This window comes from Vibrio limimangrovi (assembly GCF_054064025.1).
Genome location: NZ_JBSUGF010000001.1, coordinates 67,464 through 83,094, shown reverse-complemented (window position 1 = coordinate 83,094; position 15,631 = coordinate 67,464). Strand labels below are relative to the sequence as shown.

Sequence of the window (15,631 nt, the reverse complement as noted above, 5' to 3'; positions counted from 1 at the left end):
AAGTCTATCAACCCTCCACGGGGTTACCAAGTGATTCGCACAGAAAGTTAGACTTCTTGCAACTAAAGAAACATATACATTCGGTTGTTTGGTGCCGTCAATAATAGAATTTTATCGTTGGGTTAGTAAAATTAATTGAAATAAATGCATAAATATGACAATAAAGGATCAGTTTTCTCTTATTGCTTGGTGGATGTAAGCTTGATACACAATTTTGAAGCATTTTTAATTGCTATAACTATACTGACGCTCACTCCAGGATTGGATACCGCGTTGGTGATTCGCAATTCTTCGCGCGGTGGATTTACAGATGGCGCGGTCACGAGCCTTGGTATTTGCCTTGGTCTCTTTGTTCACGCAACTTTCTCTGCGATTGGTATTTCTGCGATCCTTGCTCAGTCTGCAGAACTATTCCATTTGGTTAAGATGGTTGGTGCGGCATACCTTATCTACTTAGGTTTTACTACGTTGAAAGGCTTGTGGAGTAATTCTGCTGGCCCACAAGCGGCGTCAGGAGCAATCAAACGTCATGAGTTCAGTTTCCTTCGCTCAATGAGAGAAGGGTTCTTATCCAATGTCTTAAACCCTAAAACGGCCGTGTTTTATCTTGCTTTCTTACCGCAGTTCATTAATCCGGAAGGTTCGGCGCTTTTACAGTCGACCTTTATGGCGGCCATCCATTTTGTTATCGCGATGGTATGGCAATGTGGTTTGGCAGGGGCATTAACGTCGGCGAAAAATTTGCTTAAGAGCGCACGCTTTATGAACTGGATGGAAGGTACTACCGGTGTCGTGCTGGTGGGGCTGGGCCTGAAGTTGATGTTAGAAGACAAATAGTCTTTTCGTTTACACTCATGAAAAAAGAGCGACTCGATAGTCGCTCTTTTTGATCGTACTTATTGTTCGTCTCTCAACTCAGCTAACAGTTCATAAGATCGTAGCTTCTTCTCGTGGTCAAAGATAATCGAGTGGGCGATGATTTCGTCTGCTTGTGTGCGTTCAACCAGTGATTTCAATTTTTCTAGCACCAGTGTTTTATCACCGTGGATCGATTCTCTTAGCTGATGAGTGACCTGATGCTTTTCATGAGGTTGCCATAACTGATCCATGTCGGCAACAGGCGCTGGGATTTTTCCCTGGCCACCGCGAATCAGTTGCAAGAATTTCTGATATTCCGTCGTCGCTAAATAATTTGCTTCTTCATTACTCTCTGCAACGACCACATTAACGCCAATCATCACGTAAGGTTTATCAAGCTGTTCAGACGGCTGAAAGTTTGCTCGGTATATATCCAATGCCCGCATCATAGCATCGGGTGCGAAGTGAGCGGCAAAGGCAAAAGGGAGTCCTTTCATAGCGGCCAAATGTGCGCTGTAGGTACTCGAACCCAGTAGCCAAATGGGAACTTGAGAGTTTGCCCCAGGACAGGCTTTTACAGGCTGTGCTTTAGAGACTGGGCCCATAAAAAACTGCAACTCCTCAAGTAATTCAGCGAAATCCGGATCCATTCTTTCTGGGTCGCGGCGCAGCGCATGCATGGTTGGATAGTCGGTACCCGGAGCCCGACCAAGACCGAGGTCAATGCGTCCTGGATACAGCGCTTCTAATGTACCGAACTGTTCTGCAATAACCAAAGGCGCGTGGTTTGGAAGCATAACGCCGCCAGAGCCGAGACGGATAGATTGAGTATGAGCTCCAATATGACTAATCAAAACCGAAGTCGCTGCACTAGCGATATCTGGCATATTGTGATGCTCTGCGAGCCAAAAGCGGTGGTAGCCCAATTTTTCTGCGTGTTGGGCAAGGGAAACCGATTTTTGATAGGTTTCCGTATAGTTTGAGCCTTCTGTTACGGGGGCTAAATCTAAGATAGAGATTCGTGGGAATTGCATATGACCTCAATGATTCTTGCTTTATTCATATTATGTGGAGTCAATGTGACACGAAATAAACCCCTATATCATCAATGAGGTAGTTTGGAGTTATAACTTGGAGGAATATCGAGAAGGGAGTTGCACTCTGTCAAACTACTTAGGTGGGGGAGCATTTGTCAGGCGATCGACATGCGCTAGCCAATGAAGGAGGTGATGTGAAAGTTCATGTGGCTGGGCCAATGGTAAGTCGTGCGCATCACAATCAAAATGTGATATTTCGACTTGCCAGGCCTTCGCGATGGCTTCTCCACATCGGCTATCAACGAGTTTATCTTCAGTGCTGACGATAATTTGGCTCGGGCAATCTGGTGGTGAACTTTGACCTTTAAACTGCGCTGCCGCATAAAGCTGGCGAATGGCATTACAGGCACTGACCGGATGTTGTCGAGCTAGCTTGATATGATGTTCCAAGACTTCAGGGTGATTAACACTGATTGGGCTTGTCCATTTAAGTATCGATTTTTGGAAAGCCTCGTTCCCTTTTAAGCGAGAACCCGCGATGCTTGCCAGCGCGTTGATGTTGATTCTGAGCCAAAACGGACTGTAACGAGAAAAGCTTGGATTGATCAGTGTTAGGCTAGCAACTTGATTGGGCAGGGTGTGTGCCCAGTGACTCGCAAGCATTGAACCCATTGAAATGGCGACCAGATGATAGCGGTCACAGTGGTCAGGGAGTTGCTCTAGCATCGATGGGAACATTTGTTCAATCTTCAGCGGGCTTAATTCACGATATTTTTCTCCGTTGCCAGGTACGTTAGGGGTGATGAGAATAAGCTCTGGCGAGGCTTGTGTTAGTGCATTAAGCATATTTTGCCAATGGCCACTTTCTCGTAATAACCCTCTCACTAACACTATCGGTACCATAGCTTTTTTGCCTTCTCCAAATATTTCTCTTCTACACTAGCATCCATGCCTGCTATCAAATCATTATCGAGCACTTGTATTAAATAACTTAAAAAAGTGCTGTGGCGGCGTTGAACTCGTTTAATACGATGGGATTTCGTTGGATGAAAAAGCTGACTAAACCGAAGCATTTGCACTGGGTTCTTTTTCACCCATAGCCATGATCCTAATTCCAAAGTCAGTGGCAAGAAGTGATGATCTGACTGCGCCTGATGTTGGATCAGCATCCAATCCCAGAAATCGCCGTGAGTCGTGTATTGATGCCACTGAGGCTCAAACTGATAGAGCTCATAATGCGGATAGCTTTTGCGAAACAATCTATACAGTAAATAGTATTGAGCAAGATTGCTGGGAGGATTGGTTTGATAGGCATAAGGAAACCACAATCGGTCACGAGTACCAAATCCACTATGCAAATCTAAAAGAATGCTCGCACGAGACTGCCTAGTGTAATTGAGAATGTAGTGTGACAACACGCGCAGCTCCTGCTCCATCTCGTTTGGGTTTCCCCGATACCAGGGTAAGCATGAAGTAAAACTTTGACCGGCATAAAGATGGTAGACAGGGTTATCGCTATTGATCGGGGAATTGCGCATTAAATCCACACCATTGTGATTTGCTCGTTTTTTTAGTGCGACGCCCCAAGGATTGACGACGGGCACCGCGACAATTCGCAAGTTATTGAGCGATGCTTTAAGTTGTCGATCCCATTCCAACCTTGTTAGCAAACTCTTTATAAAAGCGAGAATAATCTGGCTACCAATGCGTTCAACACCATGGATAGCGCCGATGAAAAACAGACAAGATGCATCGCTGTCAGTTGAGCCTAATTCGAGCGTATAAATCGGTAGGGATTTCCCTTTGTGATAAATGTCATCAAGAAGGTGCAAACGTAGTTGTTGAGGGTATTGCTCAGCGAGTTGTTCTATGTGCTGTATTTCACGAGAAATGTGTCCAGTCATCTTGATGCTCAGATTGAGTTTGAGGTAATAGCAATCAAATTCAGATTGGCATAAGTTTAGAACGGATTGAATGGGGATGGAGTGAAGTATTTGTTTCAGCTTAGGTAACTGGAACAAAAAAATGCGAAGCTGACTGGCTTCGCATCGAGTTGTTTATGTTTCTAGAATGGTAACGATTTATGCAGTCACTTCATCGCTCTGAGTCGAAGTCACTTGTGTAAAGTATCTTTTGGTTTCTTCTACAACAACGTGACGAAGAGCAATTAAACCAATCAGGTTCGGAATTGCCATCAACCCATTTACGATATCAGCCAGAATCCAAATCATATCCAGATGCAGGAATGCGCCTGAAGCCACTAAACAGACAAAAATCAGTTTGTATGGCAGTACTGCTTTAGTACCGAACAAGAACACTACACAACGTTCACCGTAGTAGTTCCAGCCAAGAATAGTGGTAAACGCGAAAAACATCAGACCGATAGATACTAACATTGGACCCACTGTGTCTGCATTCAGACCGATCGCAAACGCGTGTGTCGTCATCGCTGCCCCAGAGAAGTCACTTTGCCAAGCGCCCGTCAGGATCAGAGCCAAACCAGTCATGGTACAAATGATGATGGTATCGAAAAATGTACCCGTCATTGAAATCAGGCCTTGTTTCACACAAGAATCTGTCTTCGCTGCCGCCGCTGCCATTGGTGCACTGCCCAAACCAGATTCGTTTGAGAATACGCCTCGCGCGATACCAGACTGGATTGCCAACATAATGCTTGCGCCTAAGAAACCACCCGTTGCTGCAGTTGAAGTGAATGCTGAGACCAGCACTAATTCAATCGCATTCATGAGTTGGTCTGCGTTCATGATAATGACGCTTAGACACGCGAGCACGTAGAAGACAGCCATTGCTGGCACGACTTTACCTGCAACATTCGCGATAGACTTAATACCACCTAAAGTGACGAAAGCGACTAACAGAGTCAGGATGAAAGCGGACAGCTCACGGTTTGCACCGAAAGAAATCTCTGTTGCATCCAAAATCGCATTCACTTGAGGGAAAGTACCGATACCAAAACAAGCAACACCTAATGCAAATACTGCAAACATTATCGCTAGCGCTTTAGAACCCACGCCATTTTGCAGGTAATACATTGGGCCACCAATCATTTGGCCTTTGTCGTCGACTTGGCGGTATTTGACGGCTAGTAGACATTCAGCGTATTTGGTTGCCATTCCGAATAGGGCTGCAAGCCACATCCAGAACAGTGCTCCCGGACCACCCAGTTTGATGGCAGTCGCTACACCAACGATGTTACCTGTACCAATAGTTGCAGAAAGCGCGGTACATAATGCTGCAAAGCTAGAAACGTCACCCTGTTTATCAGATGACTTATCTTTACTAAATACCATCACTAACGCTGTCGGTAGATGTTTAAACTGGATTAAGCCAAGGCTAAAAGTAAAGTAAACACCGGTACCCACGAGCAAAAGTAAAAGTGGTGGACCCCAGACAAAGTTATCGATGGTTTGCAGTAAAGATTGTAGGTCGTTCATGATTTCCCCTTAATAAAACAACTAATAAGGAGAAGAGGGAAAGGATGAGATACAAGATCTCCAATAGAGCCCAAGCTATTAAAAAGACGGGATCGCCAAATAAGTAGTCAGGTTTTACTTTCCACTCCTCTGTCCTTTTGCCTGAGAGTTTCACCCTGTGCAATGGCACAAGACTTGCTCCTTCGGCGACCGATTTAACGGTTCTCTCCAGAGGTTCCTCCAACTACAGTCCCCGCTACCTGAGTAGCACCTGAAATAGTTAATTCTTCGGCGAGTTATGCTAATCAAATGTTAAAATTTGATTAATAACCACTCTCCTGCAGTCTTCTTCGGAACAATTACTCAATGATGTGAGTAAAGGTTAGTTAATGATGCTGGTCATCATTAACGTGAGAACTCTATCATGTTTTTTGACCATTTCAACACCCAATGTGGATTTATTTTCAAGAGATTATTGTGGAAGAGCACTTATAATCGTGAACAGACGAAAGTTTTGCGTTATCTACCTTATTACCAGCACTATTATTTTTGGTAATGTTGATGAGTTCCAAGATTACCTCAGGGAATAAGTCGCTCGATAAATCGAGGTAACTGATTCAATTGAGGCCACAAAATTGATCCAATCGAGCGTACTCTTTTCAAAATCTACGTTATGTTGACGTTGAAAATCATAGAAATAGGTTACAATACAACTTTGTGAAACCGCTTATCGACGTAGATAACAACTCACAATTGGACCAGGAGGCTGTATGATTAGATTGTTAGCCATTGCGGTTTTGATTGCGATAGCATTCGTGCTTTTTCGTTATCGAACCAATGCAAAAGTCCAAAAAGCGACTGTCATTGTTTTGATAGGCGCGTTCCTGATTTACACCGCATCCATTATGATCGCGGAACTGATTCGCTAGCGTAAGAAGAATCCTGGAGTTAAATACGGTGAGTTCTGAGAACAATATTGAAGAACAAGAAGACGTGGTTGTTATCGAACAGCGAGACAAGCGCACGAATATTTATATCGCTATTGCGGCGGTACTGGGATTAGCTTTTGGTGGCTTGGTCGGTTCTTCTTTAACCGCTAAGAAATGGGAATCGACTTATCAGGTTTTGGAACAGAAATACGAAGCTCTTACTCAGGATAAATCGGAAATTCTATCGCAGGTGAAATTGCGTGAAGAAGGCTTAGCAAAAGAGTCGCAGGACAAAGTAACAGCACTTCTTGCGGCACAAGAAGAAGAGCATCAGAAAGCGCTGAATAAGTTGCAGTCACAACTGACCAAAGTTGAGAAGGTAAATTTGTCGCTCGAGTCTCAGCTCAAGCAGCAAAGCGACAAGGTCATTACGGCAAAATCGGAAAATGAAAAACTGACTCGCCAGAGCGGTATTCAAGCGACAATGTTGGAGCGTTCTCGCGAAGTCTTTCAAAAAGAACTTAAAGTTACACAAGATTTAGAGTCGCTGACGAATGAGCGTGAAAAACTGATCCCAAGAATCAAAAAGCTCAAGAAAGAGTGCGATCTTTACTTAGAAGGTACATCCTGGGATATGAAATCTGACGCGTGTAATAAACATGATGCAGCTATATCACGCTTAAGCCAAGTTGAACAGCTTATTGAAGTCAACAAAATGGACTTAAAACAAATCAAAGAAATGAGTGAAGATATGGGGTTATAGGCCGTCTTAACCAGTTTCGTATCAAAGAAAAAGGAGCACGATCGCTCCTTTTTTACTGCGTTGGTTTAAATGCGAGACGCGTCGTAACCAGAAGCCAGTAGTAGTTCTCTTTCTCGCTTAATCAGTTGCGCACGGTCTTCAATTAGCTCATTCAATGCTTGAGAAGGTTTACCTGCAAAAGTCTTGAACTCAGCAAACGACGTCGCTTTGCCAATTTCGTCAATCATACTGCTGATGGCATTACGAGCCTCACAAGGGTTATCGAAGGTTTTGAAGTATTCGACTTGTTGAGCTGCCGCTTTCATCTCTGTAAGTAGTTCTAAAGGACTACTATCCTTCGCCACTGCCATGTAGTTATCGAGTACGCGTTTGGCGTACAAAAGTTCGGTAAGTGGGATATCACGTCCGCTTTCAATCAGGGACTCACTAAGGATCATACTAGAGCTCATTGCCATTCCTTTTTGTTGTCTTCTACACAGCTGTTGGTATTCACAAGAGTCTAATTTATTGGCGTCTTAATGGGAATGGTTTAGAGATAATTTGAGTGATATTTTTAATCTTTTTTAGTGAATAATCATGCATTGGGTGGGTTGTGGCGAAAAGAGTTGTACTTTCCGCATTCAGTTCACACTCATCGCCTTACACAATGCATTTTTATTTAGTGGAAGAAACGATAGAAAAAGGAGCCAAAATGGCTCCTGTTAGATTTCTGATTCAGTGGGGGCTAATCTGTTCGTTGGGAAGAGTACCAAGCGTTTTTATAGGCTTTAGAAGCAAACAGGGCATGCGCTTTTGCGCGTTCAATAACCGATTCCTCAACATCCAAAGGCGTCATTGTGTGGTTATCAAAATCGTATGCTAAGGCTGACACTTTCTCTCCGGGAGAGAGTACGACTAGGTTATCACGTGTCAGATAGCCGAAATTTTTATCGTATTGCATCATCGCCCGTTCATCTTCTCTGGCTAACGGCTTGGTTAGGTCGCGTCCAATCATTGGGCTTTTTGCATCAACGCCAATTAGGGACAACAGCGTTGGCGGCATGTCAATGTTGTTAGAAATTCGATCGTCTTTACGGGGCTCAATACCTTTACCGATGATCAATGTAGGAATATGGAAATGTTTCACTGGTACCAGGTTAGCACCTGAAACGCGTGCATCATGATCAGCAATGATGATAAATACCGTGTCGTCCCAGTATGAAGATTGTTTGGCTTTTTCAAAAAAGGTGCCCAGTGCGTAATCTGAATATTTCACCGCATTGTTGCGCGTCATCTCATGTTCATCATACTGCTTAATTTTGCCTTGAGGGTATTCAAACGGACTGTGATTGCTCGATGTAAATACCAGACTAAAAAACGGCTTGTCACCTTTAGATAAGCGATTGAACTCTTCATCAGCTTTGGTATAAAGATCTTCATCACTTACCCCCCAAGAGCCAACGAAGCCCGGATTCTGATAATCTTTCTCTTCAACAATTTGCTCAAAACCGTTGCCGAAGAAGAAGGTCTTCATATTGTCGAAGTTTGCTTCACCGCCATAAATGAACTGTGTGTGATAGCCTTGTTGTTTCAATAAATCCGCAATAGTAAAGAAACCTGTCTGGCTTTTACTCAGTTTCACTACAGAACGAGAAGGAGATGGCGGAAAACCAGAGGTTACAGCTTCGATACCGCGTACAGACCGAGTACCGGTGGCATACATTTGAGTAAACAGCCAGCCTTCTTCGATTAATTTATCGAGGTTTGGTGTCAGAGGTAGACCACCCATCGATCCAACAAATTGAGTCCCTAAACTCTCCTGTAGCAGAATAACCAAGTTCTTAGGCTTTCCCTTATAGGTCGCAGTATTGTGATTCATCGTTGGTAAGATATCAGGGCTAAATTCCGATTTCGCGGAAGAAGCACGAACGATATCCAACATTTTTTGGGTATCCATCTTGCCGTAAAACTGCTCAGCACTTTTTTCTGACTTCATGTTACTCACAGCAAACAGCAGAGAGTAAGATGAGTTCAGCGTCAAGTCATTCAGCAGCGGATCGCTAGAAAATGCAACCATCGCTGGGTTAAGTGGACGATGACCAAAAGAGGAACGCGCGCCAGCAATACAAAGCAGAACCACGAATATGGCGAGCAAAGGACGCCATTTCCAGTTGATTTGTTGCGAGGCATCAGTCAGCTTTTTACTCCAATTCCAACCTAATATTAGAGTGAGAGTAGAACCTACTACACCAATAAACAGTTCTAACTTGTAACCTGCCCATAGCATGCTCATGACTTCTTTAGGGTAAATCAGATATTCAATAAACAGGCGGTTAGGGCGCAGATCATATTCCTGAATGAATGGTGCAGTCGCCAACTCCATATAGACCAGTATCCAAAGACCTGCAACCATCCAGAGGCGAAGAGTCCACTTCCAGCAACCGCCAATTTTTCCCTTTAGCGGTAGCAGGGAAGAGAGCAGAGCAGGGAGAATAAATAACCAGCACAATGTTGCGACATCAACTCGTATACCTTGGCTGAGAATATGGATGGAGTGTCCGAGTGTTTCTATTCGGTCGGATTGCCAAAGCAGCAATAACAGTCGAGATAGTGATAAAAAGGCGAGTGAAAACAACGAAAAAACAGCAATTGGCTGCAGTGGCCCAAAAAAGGGCCTATTTAAGGTACTTCTCATATTTACGTTTTAATAGAGTCAATAGTAATGCAGCGCTGTTTCTATCAAACTCGATGTGAAATAAACGTGAAACATAACCACAATCTATAAAACAAACTTGAAAGTATTGGATTATTTACTCTGTATGCGAGTAATATCACTGATGCATTTATTAGTAATAGTTCAGTCTCAGCCCGTCTGTTGGCAGGTTAGGTATTGGGAAACGCGATCAGAAAAGTATTCCGTCCATTTTCTCGAGGCGCTAGGTTAATAGTTGCACCGTGCAAGGTAGCAATGTCTTTACAAATAGACATACCGAGGCCAGCCCCATCTCCGGTTTCAGAATGACCCCGATAAAACTGCTCGAAAATTCTATCGCGAGTCTCTTGAGGAATCTCTTCACCCGTATCGGATATCGAAACATGAATGAGATTGGCATCCTGAGATACCGTCACTTGAATTTCACTGTTTGCACCAGAATATCGAATCGCGTTGTCGATGAGATTGCGGAACAGAACGCCGAGCAGCATTGGGTCTCCTGATAGCTGAACGGGAATAGATTCGAGACTTATGTCTTGATCCTGCCTTAACGCCAAAGGAGCGAGATCGGCGACCACGGTTTGCAGTAGAGGCGTTAACTCGATGGTTTCGAATATGCGCTCCGACAAGCTCTCAACTTTGGCTAAAGTCAGCAGTTGATGAATAAGCCTGTCAGTCCGTTCTATGCCTTTGAGGATATTCTGCAAGTCGCTACGCAAATGGTCCGGGTCATTACTTTGCAGCGCATTTTCTGCGTTAAGGCGCAGGATGGTTAGTGGTGTTTTCAGTTCATGAGCCGCAGCGCGTGTAAATCGCTTTTCACGTTCCCATGCCTGTTCTAATTCAAACAGTAATGAGTTTAAGGCTTCTACCAAAGGATCCAGTTCAATAGTGTGGTCAGTCACATGAATTCGATCTAAACGATGAACATTCCTCTGAGTGATAGCGCTTCGGAGCTCATTGATAGGACGGAAGTAGCGCTCAATCAACCAAAAAAGTAACAGTAGCAATGTGGGAAGCAGCAAGACTTGTTCTATCAACGTCGACATTGCAATTTCACGGATGATCTCTTGCCTGATTTTCTGTTTCTCGGCGACCACAACGTATTCATTTTCATGTGTGCTTTGAGGGAAAGAGAGTTGGAAAGCCCGCCACTGAGTACCTTCCAGTTCAATGTCAGAATAGCCACTACTATTTGAGGAAGACGAGAGTGAGACTAAATCAGGAGAAGAGCTCCATAGCAGTTTATTGTCTCGGAAAAACTGAAATACGAGGTTTTGCTCATAGGGATGGCCAAACTTTGTCGCGTCTTCACCATCATCTTTCGATAGTTGTTTAATGTTTTGCATCCATTGCTGGAATTGCTCGCTGTGGTTGGCGAGGGTGCTTTCTTCTTTGGAAACAGACAGAGCGAGAAACATCAGTTTTGCAGATTGACCAAGTCTCGCATCGTAAACTTCTTCTACTTCGTGCTTGGCGGATTGGTAACTGAATACCAAAGAGATCAGTAGTAATGCGGAGACCAATAATCCGACCCAGAGAGTAAGCTTACGCTTTAAAGAGTACGGCTTATTATTTTTCAAGAATGTACCCCACACCGCGAATGTTTTTAATGTTAACGTTCGGCGCTTTTTTGCGTAAGTTATGAATGTGTACTTCTATCGCGTTGTCACTGGCTCCCTCATCCCAACCGTGCAGGGATTGTTGCAATTGCTCTTTGCTTTGGACTCGGCCCGCATTCGTAATCAAACTCGTCAGGATCTTAAACTCATTACGCGTCAGTTTCAGCGGCACATCGTCATAGCGGATGCTCTGTTCTGACAAAGACAAGGACAACAAGCCAACTTGAATAAGCTCATCCGCGCTTCCCGATTGGCGACGAATCAACACCCGTAAACGGGCGAGGAGTTCTTCCAGAGCGAATGGTTTACCTAAGTAATCATCGGCACCGCCATCCAGCCCCTGAACACGGTCACTGATGTCATCTCTTGCCGTGAGTATCATTACTGCTAGCTTAAATCCGCTTTTGCGAATGTTACGCAGAACTTCTAATCCATCAATATCGGGTAGGGTAAGGTCTAAAATCACCGCGGTGAACTCTTCAGTTTTTAGTGCGCTTGTCACTCCAGCCCCTTTTTCAACCCAGTCCACGGTGTATCCATGGCGATTAAGAGAAGTCACCATGGATTGACCGAGTAGTTTGTCATCTTCTACCAGTAATAAGCGCATAGATTATTTTAGTTTCCCTAATGTTGCTTCGATTTCAAGTTTTCTGCCTTTATCAGCTAAAGGACGATCGGGGCGAGGAGAGGCTTGCATAGCTCGAGTCAGATAGACTTTCGCTTCCTGCTCTCTGCCTTCTTCTGCAAGGAAGTCACCATAAAAATAGTTTGGATCGATACCATTTGGATTGATCTCTAAAGCTTTTTTCAACATTTGTTCTGCTTTATCGTCGTCGCCAAAACCAATTGGCCACCCCGGAACTTTATAATACAGTGAACCTAAGCTGGTGTAAGCCGATCCTTCAAGAGTTTGTGGCGAAGTTTCAATCACTTGTTCGAGCAGCGACTTTGCTTCTTTCGCTAAAGATAATGCACCTAGCCCGCCTTTCGCGCCAGCCAGAGATGCTTTATTGATGGCCAACCAAACAGTCAGCTCCGGGTTTCCCGGCTCTCTGTCCAAGTAAATGCTTGTTCTTGCAATCGTGCGATTGAAACACTGTTCTTTCTCATCACCACTTGGGGTGCTGTACTGACATTCTGCCCATTTCTTTTGCACGTCCTGAAGTGGGGTATTTCCTGCCAACGCAGCGGTTGAAGCCAACGTTGAACATACAGTTAAAGTGCATAGTAATTGTTTAGCATTCATCGTTAGTGTCCTTTTAATGGCTTACGCGGTTTACATATTGATGGATGGTTTGTTGCTGCTTTTTAATTGCTGATGAAACAACGTTTGGCAGCAATTGATTGATGCGTGCAAACAGCTTTTCTGGCCAGCCGATCCATTTTGCTGAAATCTCTTTTTCCAGCATGGTGACAACATGTTCTGCGACAACGTTGGGTGAATCGGTTTTGTTGCCAAGTTTCTGATTCATCTCATTAACAATGTCGCTGTTTAATGAAGTTTCTGTGGCTCTAGGAGCGAGATATAAGGCTCGAATTCCTGTAGCAAACAGCTCACGATCCAGTGCTTCCGTAAAGCGGTGCAGTCCCGCCTTCGCCGCACAGTAAGAGGTATATCCGGGATAACCAATAGAACCAAAAGTCGAGCCAATGTTGAGGATAACGCCTGGTTGTTTTAGCCAAGAGAGCGCGGATTGGCACAGAAGCATAGGCGCAACCAGGTTGAGTTGAATATCAGCTTCGACTTGTGTCGGGTGCTTTTGGCTTAATAGCGAGAAGTCATTACATCCAGCATTGTTAATCAAAGCGTCCACTTTGTGTTTTTGCCTCGCTCGTTCTTTTATCGCACTTAAACCTTCTGCTGTCAGGATGTCTGCGACCACAACGTCGTGGGACTCAGGATTTGCCAGCGAGGCTTTGAGCGCGACGAGCTTATCCTCATTTCGTCCGACCAGGAGCAATTGAGCACCGCGATTCGCCAATTCGGTCGCGATCGACTGACCAATACCGCCAGTCGCGCCAGTGAGTAAAATCGTACTGTCTTTGATGTTCATGACTTACCTCACGCTGCTTGCTGATTCGAATAAGCTGGCAAGGTGCGCAGCATTTCTCCGTACAGAGAAAACACCATTTTGGCGGAGTCGATGATGACTTGTTTATCTTCCTCTTTGGTGATTTTGTTCATCAGAGACTCGAAAAACTGCAGGTGATCTTGATCCAACACGCTATGAGAGACGAGGTAGGTCATCGCTGAAGCCGGAAGATTTAACGTAGACTGAATTTTGTCAGCCATTTGTCCACCAATACCAACGCTGGTACCTTCCAGTACCCATACCATGCCAAATAAAGCCAACGGATTATTTCGGTCTATGTTGTGGTACAGGTACGACACCATCAGCTCTATTGCTTGTCCAACTCGGCCTTCATCTTGGTTATTGCGAACGGCATCCGCGTTACCGCCACAGGCTTTAATGTCATTGAGAATCCATTCCTGATGGCCTTTTTCTTCCTCAATGTATTCTGCAATGGCTTCGCGTACCCATTCATATTCAGCGGATAATCGGCCTCCGCAGGCCATCAATAGCGGTACCGTATGTTTTACGTGATGGTATGCCTGAGTAAGAAAAGCAATATACATCTGTTTTGAAATATGACCTTGTTGTACGTCAGCAAGAATCGGAGCGGTTAGCATAGCTTGTTGAGCAGCCGAAGTTTGTTGTTTTAGTTGTTCGAAAAAAAGGGTCATAACCTTCTCCTTAAGAAGCTTTTGATTGCTGGAAAGGCAGGTCAATTCTTTCTACCTTTTGGCCTTCCAGCATGAATTCGGAATTGGTGTTATTGATCAGTTGAGCAACACTGTGTTCTATTTCGTCGCGTTTCAGTTTGCCGTTTTCTGTGTACCAGCCAGCGACGGCTCTTGGGTTATCAATCACCAGTAAAGTTTGGATTCGGGCGTAATCAGGAAGCGTATTATTTAGCGCAGAAATCTTTGCCACTAAGTTGTCACTGGCTGCAACGACGGCACATAACGATTGTTGCCCGTCACCAGTCACAATAAGTGGGGAATTAGGTAGAAATGCCAAAGCTTCTGATTCAATCCATTCAGGTGAAATATTTCGCCCATATGAAGTAACGATAAGATTCTTTTTGCGACCTGATAAAGTCACAAAGCCTTGTTCATCAAGGTGTGCCAAATCCCCGGTTGCTAGCCATTCTTGGCTAAAAGGATCGTTCAAATATCCCAGAGCGATGTTGCCTTTAACATAGAGCTCCCCGTCTTCTGCGATACGAATTTGTGTATGAGGCAGTGGTTTTCCGCAAGTACCAGCTTTGAAGGCAGAAGGGGTATTTAAGCAAACCACCGAACCGCACTCAGATAAGCCATATCCTTCAAACGCAGGAATATCGAGTGCATGCGCAGCATTAATCAGTTGTGATGAAACCCTCGCTCCTCCAACGGCGACGAATTTCAAAGAGTTCGCTAGCGAAGGTTGCTGTTTGACGATATGGATAAGAGCGAGTAATAGAGCAGGGGTTAATACCAAGCTATCGGGTTTTATCTCAGCCAACGCTTTAGCAAACAGACTCATATCAAACTGACTCGACCCAATCAGACCGGTTTGTTTACCGGGCAAGATATACGAGGTCACGCCCAATATTAATGGGACATAAATGCCGGTTATGTTTTCTAACAGGGTCGAAAGTGGAAGCAAAACCAAATGCGATTGCGCCAGACCATCGACACTTTGCGCGAGCGATTTGGCAACCTGACATAAGTGATCATTGCTTAAACAGACGCCTTTTGGTTGTCCTGTGGAACCCGAAGTAAAGGTTATTTTTCCTGTTCCTTCGAGATAAGCAGCAGGACCTTGACTTGTTCTACGCAAGACAGTTAAGCCTGCGATTTTAGTGCTTGCAAGCTGTTCCGATTTAGATGCATTTTGCGCTGAAGCGTATTCGTTCCCCCAATCGCCAATCAATGCATCGACGCGAGACTGACTTAACGTGTGCTCCACTTGAGCATCTGAAAAGAACGTTGGAATAGGTACGACGACAATATTTGCAGCCATGGCAGCCAGATCGATGATCGCCCAGTTCACACTGTTTTCGGCACGCAATGCTAATGCGTTGATGTTCTGCGCTTTCAACGCTTCAGTGGTATCTTGGATTTTAAGTAACAGTTCGGCATAAGTGATTTGAATGGTTCTTCCTTGTTCATCAATACCGACCAACGCCGTTTGTTCTGGCTTGGTTTTTGCCCATTTACGTATCTCGTTAAGGAGAATATTCATACTA

The 15,631-nt window shown here is 44.5% G+C and carries 15 protein-coding genes and 2 riboswitches; of the genes, 3 read left to right on the top strand and 12 right to left on the bottom strand.

Going from position 1 to position 15,631, the window contains the following annotated elements:
- The first annotated feature begins 144 nt into the window (after positions 1-144).
- Entirely contained in the window at positions 145-837 is a 693-nt protein-coding gene (locus ACWYU8_RS00350; protein WP_457516153.1) for a LysE family translocator, read from the top strand.
- Positions 838-896: 59 nt separating this feature from the next.
- Here ACWYU8_RS00350 and ACWYU8_RS00345 read toward each other — a convergent pair whose 3' ends face one another.
- The 4 genes from ACWYU8_RS00345 to ACWYU8_RS00330 all read right to left on the bottom strand — a co-directional run bounded on the left by ACWYU8_RS00345 (position 897) and on the right by ACWYU8_RS00330 (position 5,350).
- The gene (locus tag ACWYU8_RS00345; RefSeq protein ID WP_457516152.1) at positions 897-1,892 is read right to left on the bottom strand and encodes an LLM class flavin-dependent oxidoreductase; all 996 of its coding nucleotides are present in this window, start codon (positions 1,890-1,892) and stop codon (positions 897-899) included.
- Positions 1,893-2,027: 135 nt separating this feature from the next.
- Positions 2,028-2,798: an alpha/beta fold hydrolase gene (locus ACWYU8_RS00340; protein WP_457516150.1), complete on the bottom strand. Its 771-nt coding sequence runs from the start codon at positions 2,796-2,798 to the stop codon at positions 2,028-2,030.
- Positions 2,786-3,799 (bottom strand): DUF2817 domain-containing protein, encoded by a 1,014-nt coding sequence (locus ACWYU8_RS00335; RefSeq protein WP_457516148.1) that lies wholly within the window; start codon positions 3,797-3,799, stop codon positions 2,786-2,788. Before ACWYU8_RS00335 ends, ACWYU8_RS00340 begins: the two co-directional genes overlap by 13 nt.
- A 177-nt stretch (positions 3,800-3,976) precedes the next feature.
- On the bottom strand, positions 3,977-5,350 hold the full coding sequence (locus ACWYU8_RS00330) for an alanine/glycine:cation symporter family protein (protein WP_457516146.1): 1,374 nt from the start codon (positions 5,348-5,350) through the stop codon (positions 3,977-3,979).
- A gap of 126 nt (positions 5,351-5,476) precedes the next feature.
- Positions 5,477-5,564, bottom strand: a riboswitch (glycine riboswitch).
- Positions 5,565-5,566: 2 nt separating this feature from the next.
- A riboswitch (glycine riboswitch) is annotated at positions 5,567-5,680 on the bottom strand.
- Between the two features lie 419 nt (positions 5,681-6,099).
- On the opposite strand from ACWYU8_RS00330, the gene ACWYU8_RS00325 reads away from it, so the two are divergent.
- Together ACWYU8_RS00325 and ACWYU8_RS00320 are read left to right on the top strand one after the other, a co-directional pair.
- Positions 6,100-6,258, top strand: a complete 159-nt coding sequence (locus ACWYU8_RS00325; RefSeq protein ID WP_457516144.1) for a hypothetical protein — start codon at positions 6,100-6,102, stop codon at positions 6,256-6,258.
- Positions 6,259-6,286: 28 nt separating this feature from the next.
- Complete coding sequence (locus tag ACWYU8_RS00320; RefSeq protein WP_457516142.1) at positions 6,287-7,021, top strand: chromosome partitioning protein ParA; 735 nt, start codon at positions 6,287-6,289, stop codon at positions 7,019-7,021.
- A gap of 65 nt (positions 7,022-7,086) precedes the next feature.
- Here the strand turns inward: ACWYU8_RS00320 and ACWYU8_RS00315 are convergent, their stop codons facing one another.
- From ACWYU8_RS00315 to ACWYU8_RS00280, 8 genes are all read right to left on the bottom strand, one after another.
- A complete protein-coding gene (locus tag ACWYU8_RS00315) occupies positions 7,087-7,470 on the bottom strand; it encodes a hypothetical protein (RefSeq protein WP_457516141.1) in 384 nt (127 codons plus the stop codon).
- A 275-nt stretch (positions 7,471-7,745) separates the two neighbouring features.
- Entirely contained in the window at positions 7,746-9,695 is a 1,950-nt protein-coding gene (locus ACWYU8_RS00310) for an LTA synthase family protein (RefSeq protein WP_457516139.1), read from the bottom strand.
- A gap of 188 nt (positions 9,696-9,883) precedes the next feature.
- Positions 9,884-11,296, bottom strand: a complete 1,413-nt coding sequence (locus ACWYU8_RS00305; protein ID WP_457516138.1) for an ATP-binding protein — start codon at positions 11,294-11,296, stop codon at positions 9,884-9,886.
- A complete protein-coding gene (locus ACWYU8_RS00300; RefSeq protein ID WP_457516136.1) occupies positions 11,286-11,942 on the bottom strand; it encodes a response regulator in 657 nt (218 codons plus the stop codon). The genes ACWYU8_RS00305 and ACWYU8_RS00300 overlap by 11 nt, the downstream gene beginning before the upstream one ends.
- 3 nt (positions 11,943-11,945) lie before the next feature.
- Complete coding sequence (locus ACWYU8_RS00295; protein ID WP_457516134.1) at positions 11,946-12,581, bottom strand: tetratricopeptide repeat protein; 636 nt, start codon at positions 12,579-12,581, stop codon at positions 11,946-11,948.
- A 13-nt stretch (positions 12,582-12,594) separates the two neighbouring features.
- Positions 12,595-13,389, bottom strand: coding sequence for an SDR family oxidoreductase (locus tag ACWYU8_RS00290; protein WP_457516132.1), 795 nt, complete (start codon positions 13,387-13,389; stop codon positions 12,595-12,597).
- 8 nt (positions 13,390-13,397) lie between these two features.
- Positions 13,398-14,081 (bottom strand): TenA family transcriptional regulator, encoded by a 684-nt coding sequence (locus tag ACWYU8_RS00285; protein ID WP_457516131.1) that lies wholly within the window; start codon positions 14,079-14,081, stop codon positions 13,398-13,400.
- Positions 14,082-14,091: 10 nt separating this feature from the next.
- Entirely contained in the window at positions 14,092-15,627 is a 1,536-nt protein-coding gene (locus tag ACWYU8_RS00280; protein ID WP_457516129.1) for an AMP-binding protein, read from the bottom strand.
- Positions 15,628-15,631 lie beyond the last annotated feature (4 nt).

What these genes read in the sequence shown, in the direction of transcription:
- ACWYU8_RS00350 (WP_457516153.1), top strand. Translation starts at nt 145, where the DNA reads ATGCATAAATATGACAATAAAGGATCAGTTTTCTCTTATTGCTTGGTG.
- ACWYU8_RS00345 (WP_457516152.1), bottom strand. Translation starts at nt 1,892, where the DNA reads ATGCAATTCCCACGAATCTCTATCTTAGATTTAGCCCCCGTAACAGAA.
- ACWYU8_RS00340 (WP_457516150.1), bottom strand. Translation starts at nt 2,798, where the DNA reads ATGGTACCGATAGTGTTAGTGAGAGGGTTATTACGAGAAAGTGGCCAT.
- ACWYU8_RS00335 (WP_457516148.1), bottom strand. Translation starts at nt 3,799, where the DNA reads ATGACTGGACACATTTCTCGTGAAATACAGCACATAGAACAACTCGCT.
- ACWYU8_RS00330 (WP_457516146.1), bottom strand. Translation starts at nt 5,350, where the DNA reads ATGAACGACCTACAATCTTTACTGCAAACCATCGATAACTTTGTCTGG.
- ACWYU8_RS00325 (WP_457516144.1), top strand. Translation starts at nt 6,100, where the DNA reads ATGATTAGATTGTTAGCCATTGCGGTTTTGATTGCGATAGCATTCGTG.
- ACWYU8_RS00315 (WP_457516141.1), bottom strand. Translation starts at nt 7,470, where the DNA reads ATGAGCTCTAGTATGATCCTTAGTGAGTCCCTGATTGAAAGCGGACGT.
- ACWYU8_RS00310 (WP_457516139.1), bottom strand. Translation starts at nt 9,695, where the DNA reads ATGAGAAGTACCTTAAATAGGCCCTTTTTTGGGCCACTGCAGCCAATT.
- ACWYU8_RS00300 (WP_457516136.1), bottom strand. Translation starts at nt 11,942, where the DNA reads ATGCGCTTATTACTGGTAGAAGATGACAAACTACTCGGTCAATCCATG.
- ACWYU8_RS00295 (WP_457516134.1), bottom strand. Translation starts at nt 12,581, where the DNA reads ATGAATGCTAAACAATTACTATGCACTTTAACTGTATGTTCAACGTTG.
- ACWYU8_RS00290 (WP_457516132.1), bottom strand. Translation starts at nt 13,389, where the DNA reads ATGAACATCAAAGACAGTACGATTTTACTCACTGGCGCGACTGGCGGT.
- ACWYU8_RS00285 (WP_457516131.1), bottom strand. Translation starts at nt 14,081, where the DNA reads ATGACCCTTTTTTTCGAACAACTAAAACAACAAACTTCGGCTGCTCAA.
- ACWYU8_RS00280 (WP_457516129.1), bottom strand. Translation starts at nt 15,627, where the DNA reads ATGAATATTCTCCTTAACGAGATACGTAAATGGGCAAAAACCAAGCCA.